This window comes from Binatus soli (SeqCode) (genome assembly GCF_050015535.1).
Lineage (GTDB): Bacteria > Desulfobacterota > Binatia > Binatales > Binataceae > Binatus > Binatus soli.
Genome location: NZ_JBEKBF010000019.1, coordinates 18086 through 41120, shown reverse-complemented (window position 1 = coordinate 41120; position 23035 = coordinate 18086). Strand labels below are relative to the sequence as shown.

The window sequence follows — 23035 nt, the reverse complement described above, 5'->3', positions numbered from 1 at the left end:
CCCCGGTCCCTGCACCTGAGTAGGGAGAATCGGCGCCGCCACGTGATTTGCTCCACGGGCGGGCGATTCTCTCATCGGCGTTTATCGCCCGCCCCGCGCCCATGGACGAGTTCCGGGGAGGCTTTCTACTTCCTGAAATCGATCGGCTGCGGGCAGGCCGAGCCGCCGGCGTTGTAGCCGTAAACCATCTCGCCGCCGATGTCCGCGCCCGCCGCTATCAACCACATCACTGCAATCAGACCGGCGAGAAACACGTAGCGTCCCCGCGTAGGCATCGGCCGCATCGCGAGCGCCCACACTGTCAGCACGCCCGTCACCGCCGACGCCGCGACCATCAGATGCTTATGATGCCGCAGCAGTTCGTGGCGGACCGATACCGAAACCATCAGGCCCGGCGCTGCATAGAGACCGCTGGCAACCGCCGCCGCCGCGCCAAGCGCGCCCAGCACCAGCATCCAGAGCGCGGTCCACTTAAGCGCTTCGCTCGCGCGGATCGCCGCGAGGAAATAAAGGAGCGCCGCGCCGTAGAGAAACGCGATCGGAAAATGCACCAGGATGGGATGGATATTCTGCAGGTCCGATGCGCCCGGCAGAACGCGGTCTAGCACGACGATGCTTGCCCGCGGCTATTTCACGGACTCGACGACCAGGTAGTTCACGCCGTTCCTGCTGTATTCCTTGCCCGTCACCGTCACCCGGTCTTCCATCCGCTGAATGACGCTGTCCGGAAGCGGCGACGCATCCTTGTCCGGCAACAGGATGTAGGATTTCTCGGTCCCGCTTTCGATGAGCATTACCGGAATTCCCTTGGATACGCATTTTATCGCGCACGCCTTGTGGCTCGCGCCCTTCGCACCCATCGTGGCGTAGCAGTAGGCGTCTTCGAGATTGCCGGTGACCGATTTCTCGCTGCCGTCGGCCGCGATCGCCGCCGGCGCAACCATCACGGTTGCGAGCAAAGCCATGAGCGCCAGTTTTTTCATGACCTGTTTCCCCTCGATATTTTGATAGCCGCCAAGTCCGGGCCTGACCATCGACGAGATGCGATCCTAGCGGCGGTACGAGCGTGCTTCAACCGTCGAGCCGACGTCGCCGCCGCCGAACATCTCGCGCCATCCCTTGCGGCGCCGCGCCCCCGGCAATCGCGCACCCAGCCGCTGCAGGTGCAGCTCGAGGATCTGCTTGAGTTCGTCGTTGAGCCGCTCGATTTCGATTTCCTCGGGCATCTTGGGCCGCGGCTGCCCTTCGGTAATTCCGCCGCGGCGCCGGCCGTAGAGCTGCTGCAAGCGCAACTCCGCCTTCGCGAACATCGCTTTGTACTTATAGTCGAGCCGGCTGAGCGCGTCGGTCATCGCGGCCAGCGCCACGAACCTGCGCCGCATCCGCCACCATTCGAACAGCGTCAGCAACATCGCGCCGAGCATGAACAGCGCAAAAAATCCCAGGCTGACGGCGGTTGCACGCCACCACGGCAGCAACTTGTTGCCAAGCTGCAAGTCCTGGTTGTCGCCGGTCAGTTCCTGGACTTGCGCCTTGAGCGATTTGACCTGCTCCTCCGCCGAATCGGCCTTCTGCTCCGCCGTTTGCTGCTGCGCGCTCAGCGCCTCAACCTGTGACTTGAGCGTATTGACCTCGGTGGTGAAAGGATGCGGAACCTTCAACACCTCGTCCACCTGCAGCTCGTCGTCAGGATGAATCCGGTTGGCGTGGGCAAGCTCATCGACGGTGATCCCGAACATCTGCGCAATTGCGCCGATCGAATCGCCGGGGCGAACCGTGTAAGGGATGATGTTCGCGGGATGATCCGGCTTGACGACGGGTTTTGGCGCCGGCTGGTCCGCCGGCGGTGCCGTGTCGCGAGCCTCAGACGGTTCGGCCTCGCTCGGCGGACGCACGACTCGCGAGGGAGGTGCAGAGGGCGGAATCGTACTCTCGTTGAAATCGGATTGAGCGAACGCAACTCCCCAGCCGGCAACGATAAACGTCGCCGCGAGGGCCAGTCTGGATAAAGTTGACCTGAACCGTCGCACGCTCATGATGGACCCTTTGCCTGCGAACCCATTCCAGTATCCCTGAGATTGCGCCCAGGGTCTAGGATGCAGCAGCATCCCCTGACTTTAGCCCGGCGCGGCGCGCACGCTTGGCCGGATGCAGCGCCGCGTAGGCAGCCCCCACAACACCGCCTCGCGGACCCAGCGCCGCACGCACGATCTTCGCCTGCGATGCGATCGCCGTGAAGGCCCGCTCGCGCACCTGCGTCATCATGGTTTTGCGCATGTATGGCAGTGCGCCGGCGACGCCACCCCCAATCACGACCAGCTCGGGATTGAAGATATTGAGAAAAGACGCCACCGCGATTCCGAGGTAATTGCCGGCCGTGGCGAACGCCTCGAGCGCGAGTCTGTCGCCGCGGCGAGCTTGGGCCGACAGTCCGCGCACCGAAAAATTCCCTTCCGAATCGACGATTTGCGCCGGCAACGCCGCACCCCCCGACAGTCCCAGGCGCTGTTCGACCAGGCCGCGCAGCCCTGACGCCGATGCGTATGACTCCAGGCATCCGTTCGCGCCGCAGTCGCATCGCGGACCGTCCGGATTGACCGTCACATGCCCCAATTCGCCCGCCATCCCGCTTCGCCCGTGAACCAGTTTGCCGCCGACGATCAGTCCGCCGCCGACTCCGGTGCCCAGTGTCAGCAGCACGACGTCGCGCCGCCCGCGCGCCGCGCCGCGCCAGTATTCGCCGAGCGCCCACGCGTTGGCGTCGTTCTCGACGACCACCGTCCTGCCTATCAGCGCTTCGAGGTTGTGACGCAGCGGGTATCCGCGCCATGCGGCGACGTGCGGCGCCTGCATTACGGTTCCCGAGTACACGTTGAGCGGTCCCGGCACCGCGACTCCGATCGCTCGCGGTGATCCAAGTCCGCGCCGGCGCGCGGTGTCCAATAGATGAATGAGCTGCGCGGCGATGTTTTCAGCGACGGCTGCGGCCTGGCGCGACGCATGCGACGGCCCGTGCTCCATCAGGATCACATCGCCGCCGCCGGCGGCTACGGCTGCGCACCGGATATTGGTGCCACCCATATCCAATCCGACCGCCCATGCGCGCGTCATTTTCCGGATTCGCCCGGGAATTTCATCAGCGCGAGATATTCGCGATTTCCGGCCGCGCCTTCAATCGGCGATTCGATTGTGCCGACCACCGCGAGGCCGATACTCTCCGCGAACTCGACGATCCCCGCGACCGCTTCGTGCCGGAGTTTTTCGTCCCTGACGATGCCCCCCTTGCCGACCTTGCCCTTGCCGACTTCGAACTGCGGCTTGATGAGCGTGATTATCTCGGCGCGCGGCGCGATCAGCACAAGCACTGACGGAATCACCAGCCGCAGTGAGATAAAGCTGGTGTCGATCGTCACCAGCTCGGGCGCGTGGGGCAAGTCGTCCGGCGAGGCGAGCCGGATATTCATGCGATCAAGCACGATGACGCGCGGATCCTCGCGCAGCTTCAGCGCCAGTTGCCCGTAGCCGACGTCCATCGCGATCACGGCCTTGGCGCCGCGGCGCAGCAGCACATCGGTGAAGCCGCCGGTCGATGCACCCACGTCCATCGCGAGCTTGCCTTCGACCGAGATGCCGAAATGCTCGAGCGCGGCGATAAGCTTGTACGCTCCGCGCGAGACGAACTGCGGCGCACCCGCCATGAGCGCGATGGGAGTTTCAGAATCGACCTTGAGGTCGGCTTTGTAGGCCGGCCGCGAGTTGACGCGCACGCGCCCCGCCATTATCAGGCGTTGGGCGATTTCGCGGCTGTCGGCCAGACCGCGGCGCGCCATTTCGGCGTCGAGCCTGAAGCGCACCAACGGCGCCGCAGAGCGCCGCGGCTTGGGTTTGGCGCCGGAACCATTGCTAGCAGGATGTTTCGTCGTCGTCCCTTGCGCCGGCGGGGTGCTCGTCATCAGACGATGCTTCAAAGGGCGCCGTGCGCAGTTCGCCGCCGGCGCTCCGCGTTAGCAGTTCGACCTTGCGCTCGACTTCGTCGAGTTTCCCATTGAGCGCCTTCACCAGCATGACGCCGCGTTCGAAGGCTCCGATTGATTCTTCGAGCGTAAGCTCACCCGAATCGATCTGATTGACGATCGTTTCAAGATCCTTGAGCTCATCCTCGAATTTTTTCGTCTTCGTGACCATCGTCTAGATTGTGCGGCCGGTCGCGCGCGCGCTCAGCCGCCCCCTGGCCAGCCTGATATCGAGCTCGTCGTCCAGCTTCACCGTGGCCGCGTCGAGCACCGCGCGCGAATTGGTCCTATTGACCACCACGGCGTAGCCGCGATCGAGAACTTTCAGCGGCGACAAGGCGTCGAGCCGGCCTGCCTGTGCGCCGAGCTGGCGCCGCCTGCCTTCGAGCGCCGACCGCGTGCCATGAACAAGACTGTTGCCGAGCCGGGAGGTCGCAAGGCGCATCTCGCGCACCATCGCATCGGGACTGCGAAGCCGCATCCGCAATTCGCGGACGCTGCGGCGGCGCTCCGCGATTCGCGAGGACACCGCTTGCGCGAGTTCGCCCTCGATCTCGGCAACGCGTTCGCGCGCCTCGGCGATAGCGACGCCGGGATGGCGTATCCGCGCCGCCAGATCGTCGATCGATTCCCGCCGGCCCGACAGCTCCCGTTGCATCACGCTCGCGAGCGACGCGCCTAGCGACGCGACACATTTGGTCAACTCGGCGAGGCTGGGCACGACCATCTGCGCGGCCGCCGTGGGAGTAGGCGCGCGCAGGTCGGCGACGAAATCGGCGATCGTATAGTCCACTTCGTGGCCGACGGCGGAAATCACCGGGATCGCCGACCGGAAAATCGCCCGCGCGACGATCTCTTCGTTGAACGCCCACAAATCTTCGAGCGAGCCGCCGCCGCGTCCAACGATCAGCACCTCGGCGCGGCCGTCGCGATTGAGATCGGCGATCGCGTCCGCGATCTCCTGAGCTGAGCCGTCGCCCTGCACCTTCGCGGGCCTGAAAATCACCTGCAGGTTCGGGAATCGATCGAACAAGATGCGCAACATGTCGCGCAGTCCCGCCCCGCCGCGCGCCGTCACGATTCCGATCCGGCGCGGCAGGTACGGCATCGCGCGTTTGCGCCCCCGATCGAACAGCCCTTCGGCCTCGAGCCGCCGCTTCAACTGCTCGAACGCGGCCTGCAACGCGCCGACGCCGCGCGGCTCCATTTCCTCGGCGTAAAGCTGCAACGCGCCGCGCTGTTCGAAGATTTGCACCCGCCCGCGAACAATCACTTCCATCCCGTCGACGGCTTTGAACCGCATCCCGTTGAACGCCGACTTGAACATCACGACGTTGATCGCGCTGCGGGAGTCTTTGAGCGTGAAATAAAAATGATTCGATGGCGCCAGCCGCGCGTTCGAGACCTCGCCGACCACCCAGTGCTCGCCGAGGTTGGCGTCGAGCGCGTCGCGTACCATCCGCACCAGGTCCGATACGCTGATCAGGCCCGAGCGGCGGCTGCGCATCGAAAGATCGAGCTGCCCCTCCATGGTCGTTTAGCTTATCAGAACGAGTCGCCGCGCACCTATATGGCGCATTAGACGTGCTTTTCCACAATTGTCCTGGCCACAGGCTCGCCGGCGGCAACAACAACGCGGCGCCGGCGTGAAAAAAACGCGCCGGACATCATGATGCCCGGCGCGTTGCGATCGATTCCTTTACCGTCCTCTAGTCGCCCTTCGACTTGGCGCTGTCGCCCTCGGATACCGCCGACTGCGACTCGCCCTTGGCAAGCTGGAGCTTGAACGTGTTCCAATGCTTGAGGATGTCGATCGCGCGATCGAGCTGCACGTCCTTTTCCTCTTTGGCCTTGGCGCCCTTCGCGCCGGGCCCCTTATCGCCCTTTTCGGTCCCGGGCGCAGCAGCCGCGCCGGTCGCAGGATTCTTGTCATTCTTCTTCTGCCCGTTCTGGAAATGATGGGGCAAATCAGACTCGTGGATTTCCGGGTTTTCGTCGAACTCGGCGCCCTGCTGCGTTAGCGATGCGAGCGTTTCTTTGGGCAGCTCGACATCGATGTCGGGTGTGATTCCCACCGCCTGGATCGAGCGGCCGGTGGGCGTGTAGTAGCGCGCCGTGGTCAGGCGCAGCGCCGAATGATCGTCGAGCGGCAGAATCGTTTGCACCGAGCCTTTGCCGAAGGTCTGGGTGCCGAGAATGACGGCGCGCTTCTGATCCTGCAAAGCGCCGGCGACGATTTCGCTGGCGCTCGCGCTGCCGCCGTTGACCAGCACCACCATCGGATAGTCAACGAAGTCCTGCTTCTTGTGCGAGAAGTATTTCTGCTGCTGATTTTCCTCGCGCCCCTGCGTGTAAACGATCAGGCCGCCGTCGAGAAAATCGTCCGAAACCTTTACCGCTTGGTTCAGCAATCCGCCCGGATTGTCGCGCAGGTCGAACACAATTCCCTTGAGCTTGCCGTGGCTCTTTGCTTCGAACCCGTCAATCGCCTTCTCTACCCCCTCGCCCGTGTTCTCCTGGAAGGTGGTGACGCGGATGTATCCGTAGCCGCCGTCGAGCATCTTCGACTTGACCGACTGAATCTTGATTACGTCGCGTGCGAGCGTCACCGTGAACAGCTCCGGCACGTCCTTGCGATGAAGCGTCAGCTTGATCTTGCTGCCCTTGGGCCCGCGCATCCGCTTGACCGCCTCGGTAAGCGACATGTCCTTGGTGAAGTCGTCGTCGATCTTGATTATCTGGTCGCCGGCCTTGAGTCCGGCGCGATACGCCGGCGTGTCCTCGATCGGCGCAACTACGGTGAGCGCGCCATTCTTGATGGTTATTTCGATTCCGAGTCCGCCGAAGCTGCCGCGCGTCTCGACCTCGAGGTCGCGGTACAGATCGGGTGTCAGGTAGGCGCTATGCGGGTCGAGCGACGCCAGCATCCCGGTAATGGCGCCGTCGATCAGCCGTTTGGTCGATACCGGTTCGACGTAGTTTTTCTGCACGATTGCGAGCACGCTCGCGAACGTGTCGAGCTCCTGGTAGGTGTCGTTCGAGAGCGCCTGGGCTCGGCGCACGGCGACCTCCTGGAGGACAAGGAAACAGGCGACCAGAGAGACCGCCACCGTGATGGACCATCGATGTCTTTTGATCATTGACATTTATTTAGTGTCGCTTGGGACTCGTGATTATGAGTTCAGACATTTAATTTAAGCAGATGCCGCACTTTAATGCATACGGCCGCGCGACTACCCCCGTTACCGTAAATAATAGCAGATTCACCGCCCCCGCACCTGCCCGCCCCCCACCGACTCCGCAGATGCGAAACCCGCCGTGGGTTTCACGCTTCCCTGGGCAGGGGTGACCCCTGCACCCGATGACAAGAAAACATGCGGGCTTCGCCCTGTTAGAAGTTTTCCAGGGGGAATTTGCCTCGCCCGTTACTTTACGGGAGAGGAGGCCGACCCCTTGGCGGTCGGTAGGTGAGGGTTCTGCGGCGCATCTACTTTCTCGGATCGTCATCCTGACCGGAGCGGAGCGACCCCGGATCAGATTGATCCTGACGGAACCGGCACGGCGTCGATGATCACGGTGCTTAAAGATGGCAGGACTGCCGAGAGCGCGGTCTTCGTCGCCGAGGCGCCACGGCGATGAGAAACCCACGATTATTGCTTACCCGGAATATTATTCGCGAGGTCTCGGAAATTAAGTATTCCGCGCGCTCCTAATGCATGAACGAGCTTCACCGCCTCATCCCTTGCACTTCCTCCGGAGCCGACAGCCGCTTCTAACACCTTCCGAACATCTTTCTCATGGGCCGATATCTGCCAAGGACTAGCCGTCGCCAATAATTTCGCGAGCGAGCTCACTGACTCACCAGGCAATCGCACACACAATGCGGCTAGTTTTTCGTAAATTAGATGGTCTGGTTCAGCATGGCCTGCAAAATCAATCGCTCCTTGTAATTGCCGGATAGCCCATCCCTCCGGGAACTTCTCTGAACAGAACCACCATCCGAACTGACCAATCTCTCCGTGATATGCATCGCGATTTCCGGACGCTTGGGCAATGGAGAGGCGACGCTCCCAAAGGCTCATCAGTCTTTTGCTCAGAGCCACGTCCAATGGCTCCGTCCCGTTGTATATCCATCTCCCAAGATTCCAAAGAGCGTAGCGCCGGACTTTGACGGAAGCGCCAAGCCAAAAGCGGTCGAAAAGGCCATGCTTTTCTTCAGCGGATACTATTCCATGCCAGTAAAAGCCCATCAAATGGTCTGCTAAACGCTGGCCCATATCTATCGGTAGCCTGGCCAGCGCCGGCTTGTCACCGAGCCTGTCGATCGCAAGCGAATACTTCTCCTTCAGGACATCGAAAATCTCACGGTCAACGTTAGAGAAGGCCAGGAAGCTGCTCCACGCTGCCTCCCATCGGTCCCGCTCGGTTTCATCAGAGGGAAATATCAGATTTATCCTGTCAGCGGTCCAAGCGCGATCGATGTACCACAAGGTGGAGAAGAATCGACCGTACTGCGACCTTATTGCGAGCGAACGCTCCACCTTGGGGTTAAGCCGCGCTTCGAGGACAGCTCGCACCTCAGGTATCTGCCTGAAGTCGAAACTGGACGGAGTGCGTGATTCGGATTTGCCGTCGCCGCAGATGTGATTGCGCACCCAAAGCGCATAGGCAATTACAGCCTCCATTCCTTGACCACGCGTCGAATTGATCGCGGCATGAGACGGATCCGCATTTGACCCGCCATACTTTTTTTCATGCTCAGGTGTCGGATTCGGGTCCTTCGATAAAGCCTCAAGCACTTTCCAAAGCTCGACTCTTAGTTCAAACGGTATTGGCACCGGCTTGTGCTCAAGCGCAGCGTTGACGAGAACAGCCACTGCGTTTCGAGCCCAACTGCGATCCGGATCGTCTTCAATCGCCTGACGCTTGCGACCGGGAATCTCGATAGGCTGCTCGAGGGTCCAGAGACAGAATCCCAACACTGGTCGCCAGTCGAACTCCAGCGTTTTTCCCAATGCGAGTCGTAATCCATCGAGCAGGGAGCGTTCATAGGTGGGATCGAGACCTTTGAATCGGTATGCTTCCATTGCGTAGAAGGCCGGCTGTTCGGCCACAAGCGCTGCAACCTTTTCACCCAAACCGCCCCGCGAAGCCCCCATGAAGTCTTCCGCAGGCTGCCATTTCTGCAAGTATTCAATCAACTCGTCTATGGATTTAGCTCTCAAATCCTCTATTCTCAGAGGACTTCGGAGACCAATCATCTCCTCGTGGTACGACGAAAAGTCTGGGTGCTTCGAACTGCCAAACTCGTCGATTAGCGCCTGTAGCTGAGGGTTTCGATCCACGGGCAGACTATCGCCAAATCTTTGCAGCCAGTCGCGCCTCCAGAGTTTGACGTATCTGGCTATGTCGCGCTCTGTCAGTTCCTTGCCCCCGAACTGCGGCAGATTCTTTTTCAGATTTGTCAACTGTTCGGGTAACAGACCGGTATCTATCCAACCCAAAATTCGCTGCTGATGTTCCGCCGGCAGACTAGGAAATCGTCGTTGAAGCAAAAGAACATACTCATGCAGGCACTCGGGCGAATCGAACAAATCGCGATCCGTCAAATAAGTGACTGCGATGTCCAAGGTAGCCGCATCGTCAATCTGGAGAAGCAGATGCATCGCGATACGACGAAAAATGTGCCACGGCGGCTGCCGCTCCTCCAGGGCCTTTACCATGACTGCCAGTTGTACGCGTCCCGACGTTACCAAGGTTATCGCTGCATCTCGAATCGCGCTTATCAGCAATGACCTCAGCTCCGGGCCAAAATTCTGTCGGGAACCATCGATCGCCGGGTGTAAAATATGGCACAGATCGTATGGAACGGATTTCTCTGGTTCTCTGAGGGAGAAGCTTATCGCAGCGCTCAAAAGATCGCAGAGAAAGGCCAAACCCTCCAAACCCGTCGTCTCTACCAGTTGAGGGACATGGTTCTTCAGGATTTGCTCGTAATTCGAAATATCCATCCTAATCTGCGGCATGGGATGGATGATGCTGAGATCACTTTGCCCACTTTCAGCAGGCGGCAGGACCTTGAGAAGCACTTTGGCAAGCCTGAAAGCGACGTCTCTTTGATCCCCCTTTGCCAGATCACGCATCAGAGCTCCGAGCTCCACGTGAAGAAATCCGGTTGAATCCGCCGCCCAAGCACACACTTGATCAGTGTGCCGTGCTGCCAGATTCGGTGGCATCGCTTGTATTGCCTCTACCAGTTCCGCTCGGACGAGACGGTTTTCTATCTCCGGCAAGTCTAGGATGATCTCGCAGACTTCCTGTGCAGCCCCGTCAATTTTGGCCATACGGTAAAGATAGCCGGCGACCCGCCAAAGTCCCTCTTGAGGCGGATTCCGAAGATACCCGGCACCGCGGCAGAGTCTTAGCCATTTCGGGTTTTGACAATTCGCAAAGAAATATCCGAGGACGACCATGTTGTTTGGTACATTATTTCTCAAAAACTTAACGTCGTCCTCGGTAGGGTCGGCGATGCTAAGCAGACGGTCAATTCCACGCAGTGGTTCGAGGAAGCGCTCGCGTAGGCGACCGAGAACGGCCAACAGGATGGTCTGGATGTCGCTCCACCACCGCTCGAACTCATCCGTAATAGGCCGCGGGCTGCCGAGAGCTTCACGGTGCGCAACTGCGGGCAGCTTAAATTTGTAACTGCTATCCGCCAATCGTAACCATTTCTCCAGCGCAGGGTGATCTTCCGGCAGTTCCAGTCCTTGCCAAAGGCTCTTTATTTCGGCCGCGTGTTTCTCTGAATCCTTGCGGCTCGCAATATTTGTCGCGTCCTGAGCAAAAGTCCTGAGCGAAGCCCGCAAAGCGCTTTCGATCTCTCGAACGAGATGACCGACGATATGGGTGGCACTTTCGAACTTTGCTGGGTCTGCCATTATCTGGCAGGCATTCTTGTAGAAGGCCGCAGGACCTTCACCGATTAACAGGAGGCCGTCGTAAATCTCTTTCTGACGTGGCTCGGCCCAGCGAAAAGCTGTGGGCTGAATGTCTTTTGAACTGTCCCCTGGAATTGCCAAGCAACGATCCTTCAAACCGGAATTCCCAGCTTGAATAATAGCTCTCTATCCTTCCTTTGAGTCGAGCAGTTGCTGCAACGCGTCCTTCACGTCAGGCCGCGACCATGCGCTCCCCTGATTTGATTCAGTATAAGTGACTGGCACCTGTACGCTACCCACGACACACTGAGTCAGGGGTCACCCCCTGCCTGCGCGCGACAACCGAGCGCGGCCTTAACACTGGGTGCAGGGGTCACTCCTGCCCGCGCGCGACAACGGAGCGCGGCCTTAACACTGCGCTGCCGTCGCCACGGCCCCTGCTCACCCCTGCTTTGAGTCGAGCAGTTGCTGCAAGGCGTCCTTCACGTCAGGCCGCGACCAGTCGAATCCGCCCATATGGTGCGCGACTATCTGGCCCTTGCGATCGATTATGAAAGTCTCGGGCACCCCGCTCACGTCGTAAGTCTCGCTGATCTTGTTTTCGGGGTCGAGCAGTATTGTGAAATGGTACCCGTTCTTCTTGACGTACGACGCCACCACCGAGCGGCCGCTGGTGTCCTGGCTGGCTGCCAGCATCACGAAGTCCTTGTTGCCCTTGAAGTCGTCGTACAGCGTCTGCATCGAGGGCATTTCTTCCCGGCACGGTCCGCACCACGTCGCCCACACGTTCAGAAATACGACTTTGCCGCGCAGCGATTCGAGCGAGACAGTTGTTCCGTCGAGGGTCTCCAGCTTGAAATCGGCCGCTCGACTGCCGGCCGCCACCGTCGCCGCGGACTGCTCTGCCGTTTCGGGTGAATTCGCTTCCAGGCCGATGCGTGCGCCGCGATGCCCGCTGAGCGCGATGAGCGTAATGCCGGTAATCACGACGATGGCGGCGACGAGGTAGAGGATTCTGTCCTTGATCTCCATCGCTCTCAGGCCCGCCCCGCGTTCATCGCCGGACGCCGGTTTTTTTCGCCGGGCTGCTGGCCACTTTTCGCCAAATCTTTTTCCCTGGTGAGAATCAACGCGACGCCGCCGACGATCATCATCGCGATCGCAATCAGCTGCGCCTCACTGAGGCCATGGAAGACCCGCGGATTGATTCGCACGAACTCGACGAGAAAGCGCGCGCCGCCCGCCAGCACCAGGTACCAATACATCAGCCGGCCAACCGGATGATACGTTTTGCGCATCGACCACAATATCGCGAACACGCCGAGATACAGAATAGTTTCGTAAACCGGCGCGGGATGCACGCGGACGCCGGGGAAGTAGCCGGAAACGAGGCGGTAATGCTCGTCTAATTTCAGCACGGTCTGGGGGCTCCAGCCGACGATCGCGCGCGGATACGCCATCGCCCACGGCAAGGTGGACGGCAGTCCCCAGTCGCCGTCTCCCGCCAGCTGGCATCCGATTCGGCCGATTGCCTGCCCGACGGCAAGGGCAGGCGCGCACATGTCCATAGTCACGGCGAATCCGATTCGATACCACCGCGAGACAATGTAAGCGCCGAGGATTCCACCGATCATGCCGCCGTAGAATACGAAACCCGAGCCGGAGAAGATCATCGACTTGGGATCGGCAAGGTACGTGGGCAGATCGTCGAGGATCGCGTAAATGCGCGAACCGACCAGCCCCATCACGGCTGCCGCGATCACAATCGAGGACGAATATTCGGGATCGAAGCGGTGGCGGACGCATTCGAGGCGGATAACGTAGTCGGCCGCCAGGAATCCAAGCGCCATCATCAGCCCGAAGCTGTAAACGGTCAGCGGGCCCAGGTGGAACAAGACAGGAATCATTATCGCTTGGAATTATAGTATGCGACGGCCCGCCCGCACCACAAAGGCTTTCGCCGTGCGGCGATCGCTATTATATGACGCAAGTATGCGGGCAGTTGTTCAACGCGTCAGCCGCGCGGAGGTGCGCTGCAACGGGCGCATCCTGGGCAAAATTGCGCGCGGGTTTGTCGTGCTGCTGGGAGTTGCCGGCGGCGACCGCGAGGCCGACGCGGCACATCTTGTAGATAGAATCGTCGGCATGCGCGTATTCGCCGACAACGCCGGCAAGATGAACTGCTCGTTGGCCCAAGTCGGTGGCGCGCTGCTGGTCGTGTCGCAATTCACGTTGCTCGCCGACACGAATTCAGGCCGCCGACCGTCGTTCACTGGAGCAGCTGCGCCCGACGAAGCGCGCCGCCTCTACGAGCACTTTCTCTCGCTCGCGCGGATTCGCGATGTTAAGGTTGAGAGCGGTGAGTTCGGCGCGATGATGGAAGTTGAAATCGTCAATGACGGCCCGGTGACGATCATCCTCGATAGTCGTGACAAATGAAGATGGAAGAACTGGAGAAGTAGGTTACGATGCCGCGCGCGGGATTCTATATCGCCGAATCGGGGAAGCTCTCGTTTCGGCGCGACGGCCACTGGTACAGCGACGACGAGCGGATCGACAACCCGCGAATCTCCCTGCTCTTCAGCCGGAGCATCAAGCGCAATCCCGACGGCAGTTACTATCTGCAAGTCGCTGAAGAACGCGCGCCGGTCGCGGTCGAGGACACGCCCTACGTAGTCAAGGCGCTCGAAGACGACGAGCTGGGCGGATTCATGATGGTGCTGAACGACGACACTTGCGAGCCGCTCGATCCCACCGCGCTGGAGATCGGCGCCGGCCACGTCCTCTATGCGCGCGTCAAGGGCGGCGATGCTCGCGCACGCTTCCTTCGCTCCGCCTACTACCATCTCAGTGACCGCTTCGAATCCGACGACGCCGGACATTTCTACGTCAATCTCAGGGGCCATCGGTATCCGCTCGGTGGCGCGCCGGCGCCAGGCAACTGATGCACCTGGCCGAGCCGAATCTGCACATCGTCCTGGTTCGCCCCGAAATTCCGCAGAACACGGGATCGATCGCGCGTCTGGCCGCCGCGACCAGGGCCCGGCTCCACCTGGTGGGTCCGCTCGGATTCTCGCTCGAGGATCGCTATCTCAAGCGCGCGGGCCTCGATTACTGGCCGCTGGTGGATTTGCGCACGTATGAAGGATGGGAGCAGTTCGCTGCGGTGCATCGCGATCCGCCGGCAACGAGGGCGAAATCGAAATTTTTCTCGACTCACGCCGGCGCGACCTATCTCGATGCGCGCTATGCGCGCGGCGATTTTCTTTTCTTTGGCTGCGAGACGGCGGGGCTGGGCCGCGATTTCGTGCTTGAAAGAATTGACCGTGCGTATCGGATCCCAATCTTCGAGGCGGGCGTCCGGAGCCTCAATCTCTCCAACGCGGTGTCGATCGTGGTTTATGAAGCGCTGCGCCAGACCGGCGCGCTCAATGCTTCTTGACGGCGCAACTGCCGCAGCCCGTGCTGCAACCGCCCTTCTCGCCGGCGGCGGCGCCGTCGGCGGGCGGCGCGCCAAAATAATAACCCGCCTGCTCGAGTTCGCCGGGCGAGACCCACTTGAGATGGTCGGCGACGGCGGTGTCGCAATGCACACAGACGCGGCGTTCGGCGCCATCGTCGTCGAGCGCGACGTAGGTCAGCACCGGCTTGCCGCAAGCCGCGCAATCCGCCATCGGAAATGACGCATCTCTGGGCGTGGGCGTCAGCGTAGGCATCGCAGATTAAACTACATCATCGCGCGCAGTTGAGAAATCTGCGTGTTCACTGTTCACCCCTGCTCACTGCCGGCGATACGGTTCGCCAAGCGCGCTCGGCGCCGCCGCCTGTCCGCCAAAGCCCGCCAGTACCACCAACGTCAGCGCATAGGGGAGCGCGAGAAATAGTTGGTACGGAACGACGGTACCGAGCGCCTGCAATCCGAATTGCAACGCCATCGCGGCGCCGAACAGCACCGATGCGGCCGCCAGGCCCCACGAATTCCATCGTCCTACTATGACCACGGACAGCGCAACGAAGCCGCGGCCGGCCGAGATGTTTTCGACGAACGTGTTGGCGTACGCGAGCGTCAGAAACGCGCCGGCCAGGCCCGTCAGCGCGCCTGACATCATCAGTGCCTGCCATCTGATTGCAATTACGCCGAGTCCGAGCGCGTCCGCCGCTTCGGGACGCTCACCGCAAGCGCGAAGCCTCAGTCCATAGCGCGTGCGCGCGATCACGTACCAGAGCGCTGGCACGAGAATGAACGTGAAGTACACCAGTCCGTTGTGATTGAAGAGCACCGGACCGAGAAGCGGGATTCGCGCCAGCGGACCGAGCGGGATTTTCGCAATCGGCGCCACCATGAACGCCTTGCCGGTCACGCCGAACAGCTTGCGATAGAAGACGCCGGTCAATCCCAGCGCGAGGATGCTGACTGCGGTTCCAGTCACGACCTGGTTGACGGCGAGATTCACCACCAGGATCGCAAAGATCGCATTGATCGCGACGCCCGCCGCGATTGCGCCCGCCAGGCCGAGCGCGGTAATCCCGCTGAAGTATGCGACCGCGAGCGCAGCAAACGCGCCCGCCAGCATCGCGCCTTCGATTCCGATGTTGACGACGCCGCTTTCCTCCACGATCAGCTCGCCCAGCGCGGCCAGCAGGATGGGCGTCGCCATGGTGATCGCCGAGGTGAGGAACGCTTCAAGCATCGGGCATCTCCGCAACCGGCGGCACCGCGGGGGCATCATGAGGCGCGCCGAAAATCTGCTCGCGGAGTCCGCTCCAGGCCGGCGTGTCGAACGCGAGGATGATCAAAATCACGAGACCCTGGATAACCTGCACCAGCTCCGGCGAGATACCCTGCGTTCGCTGCATCGCCTGCGAGCCGTTGTCGAGCGCACCGAACAGGAGAGCGGCCGGGATGATGCCGAGCGGATTCAGGCGCGCCACCAATGCGACCGCAATTGCCTCGAAACCCCATCCGGGCGAGAGCTTCTCGTACAATCGATGCGAAATTGCGGAGACCTGCACCGCGCCGCCAAGCCCCGCCATCGCGCCTGACAGCGCCATCACCCGGAACGTGAGTGCCGGGATTCGGATGCCGAAGAAAGTCGCGGCGCGCCGGTTGCGGCCCATCGCGCGCAGCTCGAATCCGGCTCCGGTATGGAACAACAGCAGGTAGCACGCGGCGGCGAGCACGACTGCGAGGATCATGCCCAGGTTGATGCGGCTCGGCGCAAAGTAGAATTCAAGCTGGGCGGCGCGTGCGATTGGCGAGCTGGTCGGATACGCGCGCGACGGTTCCATCAACGGACCATGCACGACCCAACTGAGCGCCTGCACGGCGACGAAGTTCAGCATGATCGTGCTGATAACTTCGTTTACGTCGCGCCGCGCGCGCAGCCATCCCGCCACGCCGCCCCAAACCGCGCCGCCGAGGGAGCCGGCGGCGAGAATGATCGCAATTGCGATCGCATGCGGAAGATTGCCGAGATGCGGACCGATCGCGCCGGCCGCGATCGCGCCGATCGTAAGCTGTCCGTCGGCGCCGATATTCCATAGCGCGCCCGAGAAAGCGAGCGAGACCGCAAGCCCCGTGAAGACCAGCGGCGTGGATTTTACGATTGTATCCACGCATGCGTACCAGTTGCCGAACGCGCCTTCGCCTAGCGCCGCGAACACGCCAACCGGAGACGCGCCGAGAGCGGCGAGGACGATCGAGATGAGCGCGGCTGCGAGCGCCAGCGCTGCAAATGGTTTCGCAATCGAGGACAGCATTAGTCGCGCACCCCGGCGCCGCTTGGCAAGCAGATGCCGCTCAACTGCCTGTGCAGAGGTTCCCTAAGTCGTTCCACTCCCCCGAACCTGCAACGCCGCCAGGAATCGTTCCTTCAATCCATCGAACGGCCCGTTCGACATGAACAGCGCAACGTCGCCCGCGCGCGCGTCGGAGAGCATCCGCTCGAGGACCTGATCGTTCGACGCGCATGCAATCGCGCGCGCTCCACGCGCACTGATCGCACTCGCGAGCGCGCCTGTTTCCAGCCGCTCGCCCGGCGCGATCGGATCGTTTTCCTTGAAATAGACCGGACCCAGATAGACGCGCGACGCTCGATCGAATGCGGCCGCGAACGCATTTTGAAAAACATTGCGCCGCGCCGTATTCGAGCGCGGCTCGAACGCCGCAAGTATCCGCCGGCCGGGGAACCGTTCGGCAATCGCCTCGAGCGTGACGCCGATCGCGGTCGGGTGATGCGCAAAGTCATCGACCACCGTCACTCCCGCCGCCTCTCCGATCACCTGCTGCCGCCGCACGACGCCCTTGAAGGTGCGCAAGCCGCCGGCAATCTCGTCGCCGGAGACTCCAAACGCGCTCAGCAGCACGTAAACGCCCAGCGCGTTGGCGACGTTCATTCGGCCGCCGATCGGAAGATGAATTGAATCCTGGATTCGGTCGCCGTCGCGCGTCACCGAAAATCTCGCGCCGTCCGCGCCCACCGTAATGTCTGTCGCGCCGTATTCGCCCCCGCGCAGCCCGTATGTGAGCCGCCGCGAGCGCGCTGCCGCGCTGACTTCGAGCGCGTGCGGAAAGTCGGCGCATACCGCGAGCACCCGCGACGAATCCATCTGCTCGACGAGCGCGCGGAAACTCGATTTCACATGCTCGAGATCGCGATAGATATCGGCGTGATCGAATTCGACCGCCGTAATAATCGCACCGATCGCCCGGTAATGCAGAAACTTCGGTCCTTTGTCGAAAAACGCGGTGTCGTACTCATCGCCCTCGATCACGAAATCGGCGCCCTGGCCAAGCCGGTAGTTCGATCCGAAATCGCTCGCGACTCCTCCCACCAGCATCGAAGGATCGCGCCCCGCCGCGTCGAGCACGTGCGCCATCATCGCGGTCGAGGTGGTCTTGCCATGCGTTCCGGCGACCATCAGCACGCGCCGGCCCTTCAGAAAAAAATGCCACAGCGCTTCAGGCATCGAGAGATACGGGATCGCGGAATCGAGCAGCGCCACCGCTTCGGGATTGCTCGCCACGATCGCGTTGCCCACCACCACCAGGTCGGGCGCAGGCGACAGGTTCGCGGGCGAAAATCCCGTCATCAATCCCACCCGCGAGTTTCTGAGCAGCGACGCCGTCGGCTCGTAGAGCTGATTGTCGGAGCCCGTGACCGACAAGCCGCGCTCCACCAGCATCCCGGCCACAGCGGCCATCGCGGTGCCGCCGACTCCGATCAGATGCACGCGCCGGGGGGACGCCGGAATGCGCGCGAGGCGCGCGGCGCTGCCGGAATCAGCCACCGTCGAGCGCATCCATGATCAAATCGTGAATCTTCGGGCGGAACTCGCGAATCTTTTGATTGTCGCGCCGCGGATGAACGCGGTTGGTCAGCATCGAGATCGCAACTTCGCTTTCCGGCTCGATCCATATCGAAGTGCCGGTGAAGCCAAGATGGCCCACTGCCGCCGGCGAGAATCGATGCCCCGAGCTGGAATGCTCCGCCGATGGCGTGTCCCATCCGAGCGCCCACGTCGAGCCGGGCACGGTCGTGTCGCGCGTCCAGAACTCGCGGATTATTTTTTGCGGCACGAAATCCGAACGTCCGGCGTAACACGCGATCAGCTCGCGCGCGAGGCGATCGACCTCGCGCACCGGCGCGAACAGTCCGGCGTGACCCGCCACTCCACCCATCGCGAACGCGTTCTCGTCGTCAACTTCGCCTACCAGCAGCCGCTTGCGCGAAGGACAGATTTCGGTCGGCGCGAACATGTCGGCGACCGGCTCCAGCCGTCGCGAGCGGACCAGTGAGATGTCTATATAGTCGGTCGCGCGCAGGCCCAGCGGGTGAAAGATTTTCTCGCGGCAGAATCGGTTGAGCGCGACGCTGGCGACCTTTTCGACCGTTTCACCCAGCAGGATGAAACCGAGATCCGAGTAAATTGTCCTGGTCGCGGGCGCGGCCTCGGGCTTCTCGCGATGAATCTCCTCGTAAGCAAACTCCTTGGCGCCGTGACTCGCCATGAAGTTGACCCGCCCGCCTTTTTCGATATCCAGGATGCGCTGGTAGAACGGCCGCCATGCCGCCAGCCCCGAGCAATGCGCCAGCAGATGGCGAAAAGTGACCGTGGTCTTGCCGTGCACGCCAAAGTTCGGAAAGAAGCGCGTCACCCGATCGTCGAGACGAAACTTGCCGTCGCGCGCCAGCATCATCACTGCGACCGTCGTCGCCAGCGCCTTGGTGAGTGACGACAGGTCATAGACGGTTTCGATTTTGGCCGGCGAGCGGCTCGGCTCGATCGATCTGAATCCGAATGCGCCCTCGAACGCGACCTCCGCGCCGCGCCGCACGACGACCGTCGCGCCGGGAATCACCCGCTCCTCGACCGCGTCGTTGAATGCCTGCTCGACATCACTCCATCCCAAGGCTTAATCCTCCGGAAAACTTGGCCCGTTACCGCGTCACGGCCGGCTCAGTGAAGATGATTCGGCGCGCGGCGGAATCGATTCGCGCCACCGCGCCGAACGGAATCGTAAAATTCTCGGTGCCATGCCCGGCCTCGACGCCGTACAGCACCGGGCATCCCAGCCCGGCCGTCTGCTCGGCGGCGAAGCGCGCAATCAGCCGCGTCTCCTGCTCGTTTCCGTCGATCGCGCGAATCGCGCCGAACACAATTCCCGCCACTCGGCCGAGCGCGCCGCTTTGGCGCAACTGCACGAGCATTCTATCGATTCGATAGGCTTTCTCACCCGTGTCTTCGAGGAACAGGATTCGGCCGTCGAAGCGCGGCTCATACGGTGTGCCTATCGTCGCGACCAGCACCGACAGGCACCCGCCGATGACCTCGCCCTGTGCGGGCCCGGGATGCATCGTCTCGCGCGCCTCGAGCTCGAAGCCGTCGAGTTTGCCGCCGAGCAGGTCTTGCATGTGCTCGAACGCGCGCGGGCTCAGGCCTCGCGCAAAATCCATCGCGACCATCGGCCCGTGAAACGATACCATCCCGGCGAAATCGACCAGCGCGTTGAGGATAAAGGTCGCGTCCGAGAAGCCGACGAATATCTTGGGCGTGCGGGCCATCTCTTTGAAGTCGAGCAGCGGCAGCAGTCGCCCGCATCCGTAACCGCCGCGCGCGGAAAAGATCGCCTTGACCTCGGGGTCGGCAAAGTATTCTCGAAGCTCGCTCGCCCGCTCGCGATCGTCGCCGGCCAATATCCCCGAACGCGCCAGCACGCGCTGCGAAACTTTGACCCGAAAGCCCATCGAGGCGAGCACGTTGACGCCGCGCTCGAGATGCTCCCGTTCGATCGCCGCGGCGGGCGCGACGACCGCAACTGTATCGCCCGGTTTGAGCGCGTTGGGTTTGATCGGTTTGCGGTTCACGCTGTCTCGCCCGGAATCCTACCAGAAGGCGCGCGCGAACACCCATCAGTTTCGCGAATTGCGCCACTTGCGCGCGCCTTTGGATCAATCGTCGGTTCCAGCGCCGGCTGGCGCGCCATGCTCCCGGCGCGCGAGCAGGTCAACAAACCGGATCAGTCGAACTTGAGAATGATTTTCCCGAAGTGCTCGCTCGCTTGCATCATGCGATGCGCCGTCGGCGCGTCCGCGGCCGGGAGCACCTTGTAAATTGGCGGACGCAACCGGCCGGCTTCGAGAGCCGCGCCGAATTGCTCGAGGAACGCCGCGACGATCTGCGCCTTCTCGGCGGCTGGGCGTGTGCGCAGAGTCGAGCCGAAGATTTTCAGATGACGGCGCAGAACGGCGGCCAGATCGAGCTCGGCGCGCGTCCCGTTCATCAAGCCGATCAGGACCAGCCGTCCGCCGCTGGCAAGCGACTCGATATTTCCGGACAGGTAGGCGCCGCCGATGCTGTCTAAAATCACATCCACGCCGCGCCCATCTGTCGCGGCCTTCACGGCCGGCGCGAAAGGCCCGCGTTTGTAGTTGATCGCGACGTCGGCGCCCAGCTTCCGGCATTGCTCGCATTTCTCATCCGCGCCCGCAGTTACGATCACGCGCACGCCCGTTTCCTTGAGCAACAGAATCGATGCGGTGCCGACGCCGCTTCCGCCACCGTGAATCAAAGCGGTCTCGCCGCGCTTGATCCCGACGAGCATGAAAAAGTTCAGGAACGCGGTCAGAAAGACCTCGGGGATTCCGGCAGCTTCCTCGAAACTCAGCGCCGTGGGAATCTTCATCGCGGATCCGCAATGCACCGCAGCTTTCTGCGCGTAACCGCCGCCCGGCAGCAATGCCATCGCGCGATCGCCTGTTTTCCATCCGATGGCGGCAGCGCCGACGGCGGCAACCTCGCCGGCACATTCCAGGCCGATGATTTCCGACGCACCCGGCGGAGGCGGATAGAATCCCTGGCGCTGAAGAATGTCCGCGCGATTCACCCCGGCGGCTCGGACGCGAATCAGTATTTCGTCGGGCTTGATCGCAGGCTCGGCAATTTCGCCGATTTTGAGCGCATTTTCATCGCCGGGTTTCTCAACGATTACTGCTTTCATCATCTATAAATCATTTGGACCGGGATCTGCTTCGTGCCGCTGCCGTCATAGTGAAATTTCGTCTCGTCGAATGACGGCGCTCTGAACTGGGCCTTGGCGTTGTTTGAAAATCCATAGCCCTCGAGCGGATAGCCGATAAAATTCGAATCGAACTTGCCGTTGCCGTTCTCATCGTGAAAAAGGGTGACGGCATAGTCGCCGGCCGGAACTCCGGCGAAGACGCATTCGCCGCGATTGCCCTGAATCTTTGCCCAGACGTGACCAAGTATGTGCGAATCGTCGCGCGGGAATCCCGCGGGACCTGGCCACAGCGAGCATCCCAGTTGCCCCTTGTCGTTTCGAAAGCCGGTCACTTCGACCTTGATGCCGTCCGCTTTCGCCGCGTCTTCAGCGCGCGCCGGCGCGGGCAATGCGGCTGCTACGAGCAGCAGTGCGAATGCGACCAGCTGGATTCTGATTCTCACTGAATTGCCCCTCGGCGAATCGCCAAATTCCGTCTGCACGATCGTCAGAGCAGCCGCGCGACGGTCTTCTCGAACTCGCCCGGCTTGCCGCCCGCGTCGATTTCCACCGGATGCAGATCGACGCCGGCTTCGTCCTGCGCCTTGAGCCGCTCGATCGCGCCTTCGACTCCGCCGATATAACCCAACTCGCCCAGCAGCTTGGGCGACAGCGCCGCGGTGCCCGCCTTCGAGCCGCCCGCATCCCACGCCTGTTTGACCTTCTGCACGTCGTCGCCGAAGCCGAAGCGCGTGAGTTGCTCGGAATAGAAGGTGCCCATGCGCGCGGCATAGAACGCGACGTTGGCAGCATGTCCCGCAACCGCGCGATCGATGTTGGCCGTTACCGTCACGTGTCCGGGCGCTTTGACGGCGACCGCGCGCGCCTCGCGGCCGGCGGCCGTCGCAATCGCGCGGAAATCCGCGATCGCTTTCTTTAGCGAGTTGATCGGGATCATCACCGGCAACCATCCGTCGGCTTTCTTCGCCGTGAACTCGACGCTCTTTTTATTGAGCGAGGCGATCCAGATTGGAATATGCTTGCGCGGGGTCTCGAAGCGCATCGTGAAGCCGCGCTGCAGCTTGAACAGCTTGCCTTCGTAGTTCAGCGGCGTCTGCGCCATTATCATGTTGATAATTTCCACGTACTCCTTCATCCGCGTCAGCGGCGGATTGAACGGAATACCGTGGAAATGTTCGATCACCTGCGGACCGCTGGTGCCCAGCCCGATGATCATGCGGCCGTTGCTCAACTCGTCGAGCGTGCCGAAATGCTGCGCGAGCGCGGCCGGCGTGCGCGAGTAGATATTCACGATCGAGGTCGCAAGCTGCACCTTGCCGGTGTGCTCCGCGAGCAGCGTGAGCAGCGTGAAGGCATCGCGCCCCCACGCTTCGGCCACCCAGATCGAATGGATTCCCGCGGCGTCCGCGATTTTCGCGCGTTCGATCGCCGCCTTGAAGTCGAGCTTGCCCTGCCAATTGACTCCGATTGATAATTTGCGCGCCATGAAATTTCCTCCTGACTACAACTACAACTACACGAGATCGCGAATCCTTTTGCGCCATCGGAACGCGGAAACAGGA

At 61.7% G+C, this 23035-nt stretch carries 23 protein-coding genes; 3 read left to right on the top strand and 20 right to left on the bottom strand.

What is annotated here, in order from left to right; genetic code table 11:
* Positions 1–125 precede the first annotated feature (125 nt).
* The 11 genes from ABR989_RS14635 to ABR989_RS14585 all read right to left on the bottom strand — a co-directional run bounded on the left by ABR989_RS14635 (position 126) and on the right by ABR989_RS14585 (position 12858).
* Positions 126–608 carry a DUF2231 domain-containing protein gene (locus ABR989_RS14635; RefSeq protein WP_428129964.1) on the bottom strand — a complete coding sequence of 161 codons (483 nt, stop codon included), beginning with the start codon at positions 606–608 and terminating at the stop codon, positions 126–128.
* Between the two features lie 18 nt (positions 609–626).
* The gene (locus tag ABR989_RS14630; protein ID WP_428129962.1) at positions 627–1034 is read right to left on the bottom strand and encodes a hypothetical protein; all 408 of its coding nucleotides are present in this window, start codon (positions 1032–1034) and stop codon (positions 627–629) included.
* A 15-nt stretch (positions 1035–1049) separates the two neighbouring features.
* Positions 1050–2036 carry a LysM peptidoglycan-binding domain-containing protein gene (locus ABR989_RS14625; RefSeq protein ID WP_428129960.1) on the bottom strand — a complete coding sequence of 329 codons (987 nt, stop codon included), beginning with the start codon at positions 2034–2036 and terminating at the stop codon, positions 1050–1052.
* Positions 2037–2091: 55 nt separating this feature from the next.
* On the bottom strand, positions 2092–3111 hold the full coding sequence (locus ABR989_RS14620) for an ROK family protein (RefSeq protein ID WP_428129958.1): 1020 nt from the start codon (positions 3109–3111) through the stop codon (positions 2092–2094).
* Positions 3108–3953 (bottom strand): TlyA family RNA methyltransferase, encoded by an 846-nt coding sequence (locus tag ABR989_RS14615; protein ID WP_428129955.1) that lies wholly within the window; start codon positions 3951–3953, stop codon positions 3108–3110. The genes ABR989_RS14620 and ABR989_RS14615 overlap by 4 nt, the downstream gene beginning before the upstream one ends.
* Positions 3904–4185, bottom strand: coding sequence for an exodeoxyribonuclease VII small subunit (locus tag ABR989_RS14610; protein WP_428129954.1), 282 nt, complete (start codon positions 4183–4185; stop codon positions 3904–3906). Before ABR989_RS14610 ends, ABR989_RS14615 begins: the two co-directional genes overlap by 50 nt.
* Before the next feature lie 3 nt (positions 4186–4188).
* Complete coding sequence (gene xseA / locus ABR989_RS14605) at positions 4189–5544, bottom strand: exodeoxyribonuclease VII large subunit (RefSeq protein WP_428129951.1); 1356 nt, start codon at positions 5542–5544, stop codon at positions 4189–4191.
* 178 nt (positions 5545–5722) lie between these two features.
* A complete protein-coding gene (locus ABR989_RS14600) occupies positions 5723–7153 on the bottom strand; it encodes a S41 family peptidase (RefSeq protein WP_428129949.1) in 1431 nt (476 codons plus the stop codon).
* 510 nt (positions 7154–7663) lie between these two features.
* Positions 7664–11092, bottom strand: coding sequence for a hypothetical protein (locus tag ABR989_RS14595; RefSeq protein ID WP_428129947.1), 3429 nt, complete (start codon positions 11090–11092; stop codon positions 7664–7666).
* Between the two features lie 300 nt (positions 11093–11392).
* Entirely contained in the window at positions 11393–11983 is a 591-nt protein-coding gene (locus tag ABR989_RS14590) for a TlpA disulfide reductase family protein (RefSeq protein WP_428129944.1), read from the bottom strand.
* A gap of 5 nt (positions 11984–11988) precedes the next feature.
* Positions 11989–12858: a prolipoprotein diacylglyceryl transferase gene (locus ABR989_RS14585; RefSeq protein ID WP_428129942.1), complete on the bottom strand. Its 870-nt coding sequence runs from the start codon at positions 12856–12858 to the stop codon at positions 11989–11991.
* A gap of 85 nt (positions 12859–12943) precedes the next feature.
* Here ABR989_RS14585 and dtd point away from each other — a divergent pair, with 85 nt between their 5' ends.
* Genes dtd through ABR989_RS14570 form a run of 3 tightly spaced genes read left to right on the top strand, consistent with a single transcriptional unit; the run spans position 12944 to position 14393 of the window.
* A complete protein-coding gene (dtd, locus tag ABR989_RS14580) occupies positions 12944–13390 on the top strand; it encodes a D-aminoacyl-tRNA deacylase (RefSeq protein WP_428129940.1) in 447 nt (148 codons plus the stop codon).
* Positions 13391–13419: 29 nt separating this feature from the next.
* Positions 13420–13896 carry a DUF1285 domain-containing protein gene (locus ABR989_RS14575; RefSeq protein ID WP_428129938.1) on the top strand — a complete coding sequence of 159 codons (477 nt, stop codon included), beginning with the start codon at positions 13420–13422 and terminating at the stop codon, positions 13894–13896.
* Positions 13896–14393, top strand: coding sequence for a tRNA (cytidine(34)-2'-O)-methyltransferase (locus tag ABR989_RS14570; RefSeq protein ID WP_428129935.1), 498 nt, complete (start codon positions 13896–13898; stop codon positions 14391–14393). The genes ABR989_RS14575 and ABR989_RS14570 overlap by 1 nt, the downstream gene beginning before the upstream one ends.
* On the opposite strand, the gene ABR989_RS14565 is transcribed toward ABR989_RS14570, so the two are convergent.
* From ABR989_RS14565 to ABR989_RS14525, 9 genes are all read right to left on the bottom strand, one after another.
* Positions 14380–14667, bottom strand: a complete 288-nt coding sequence (locus ABR989_RS14565; RefSeq protein ID WP_428129933.1) for a hypothetical protein — start codon at positions 14665–14667, stop codon at positions 14380–14382. The two genes, ABR989_RS14570 and ABR989_RS14565, sit on opposite strands and share 14 nt — an antisense overlap.
* Before the next feature lie 63 nt (positions 14668–14730).
* Complete coding sequence (locus ABR989_RS14560; RefSeq protein ID WP_428129931.1) at positions 14731–15642, bottom strand: ABC transporter permease; 912 nt, start codon at positions 15640–15642, stop codon at positions 14731–14733.
* Complete coding sequence (locus tag ABR989_RS14555; protein WP_428129928.1) at positions 15635–16711, bottom strand: ABC transporter permease; 1077 nt, start codon at positions 16709–16711, stop codon at positions 15635–15637. Before ABR989_RS14555 ends, ABR989_RS14560 begins: the two co-directional genes overlap by 8 nt.
* 63 nt (positions 16712–16774) lie before the next feature.
* Positions 16775–18241 (bottom strand): UDP-N-acetylmuramate--L-alanine ligase, encoded by a 1467-nt coding sequence (locus ABR989_RS14550; protein ID WP_428129926.1) that lies wholly within the window; start codon positions 18239–18241, stop codon positions 16775–16777.
* The gene (locus ABR989_RS14545; protein ID WP_428129924.1) at positions 18234–19364 is read right to left on the bottom strand and encodes a serine hydrolase domain-containing protein; all 1131 of its coding nucleotides are present in this window, start codon (positions 19362–19364) and stop codon (positions 18234–18236) included. The genes ABR989_RS14550 and ABR989_RS14545 overlap by 8 nt, the downstream gene beginning before the upstream one ends.
* A 28-nt stretch (positions 19365–19392) precedes the next feature.
* Positions 19393–20319, bottom strand: a complete 927-nt coding sequence (locus ABR989_RS14540; RefSeq protein WP_428129922.1) for a S66 peptidase family protein — start codon at positions 20317–20319, stop codon at positions 19393–19395.
* A gap of 152 nt (positions 20320–20471) precedes the next feature.
* Positions 20472–21455 carry an NAD(P)H-quinone oxidoreductase gene (locus tag ABR989_RS14535; protein WP_428129920.1) on the bottom strand — a complete coding sequence of 328 codons (984 nt, stop codon included), beginning with the start codon at positions 21453–21455 and terminating at the stop codon, positions 20472–20474.
* Positions 21452–21916, bottom strand: coding sequence for a DUF2141 domain-containing protein (locus ABR989_RS14530; RefSeq protein WP_428129918.1), 465 nt, complete (start codon positions 21914–21916; stop codon positions 21452–21454). The genes ABR989_RS14535 and ABR989_RS14530 overlap by 4 nt, the downstream gene beginning before the upstream one ends.
* A gap of 44 nt (positions 21917–21960) precedes the next feature.
* Entirely contained in the window at positions 21961–22959 is a 999-nt protein-coding gene (locus tag ABR989_RS14525; RefSeq protein ID WP_428129916.1) for an LLM class flavin-dependent oxidoreductase, read from the bottom strand.
* Positions 22960–23035: the final 76 nt, after the last annotated feature.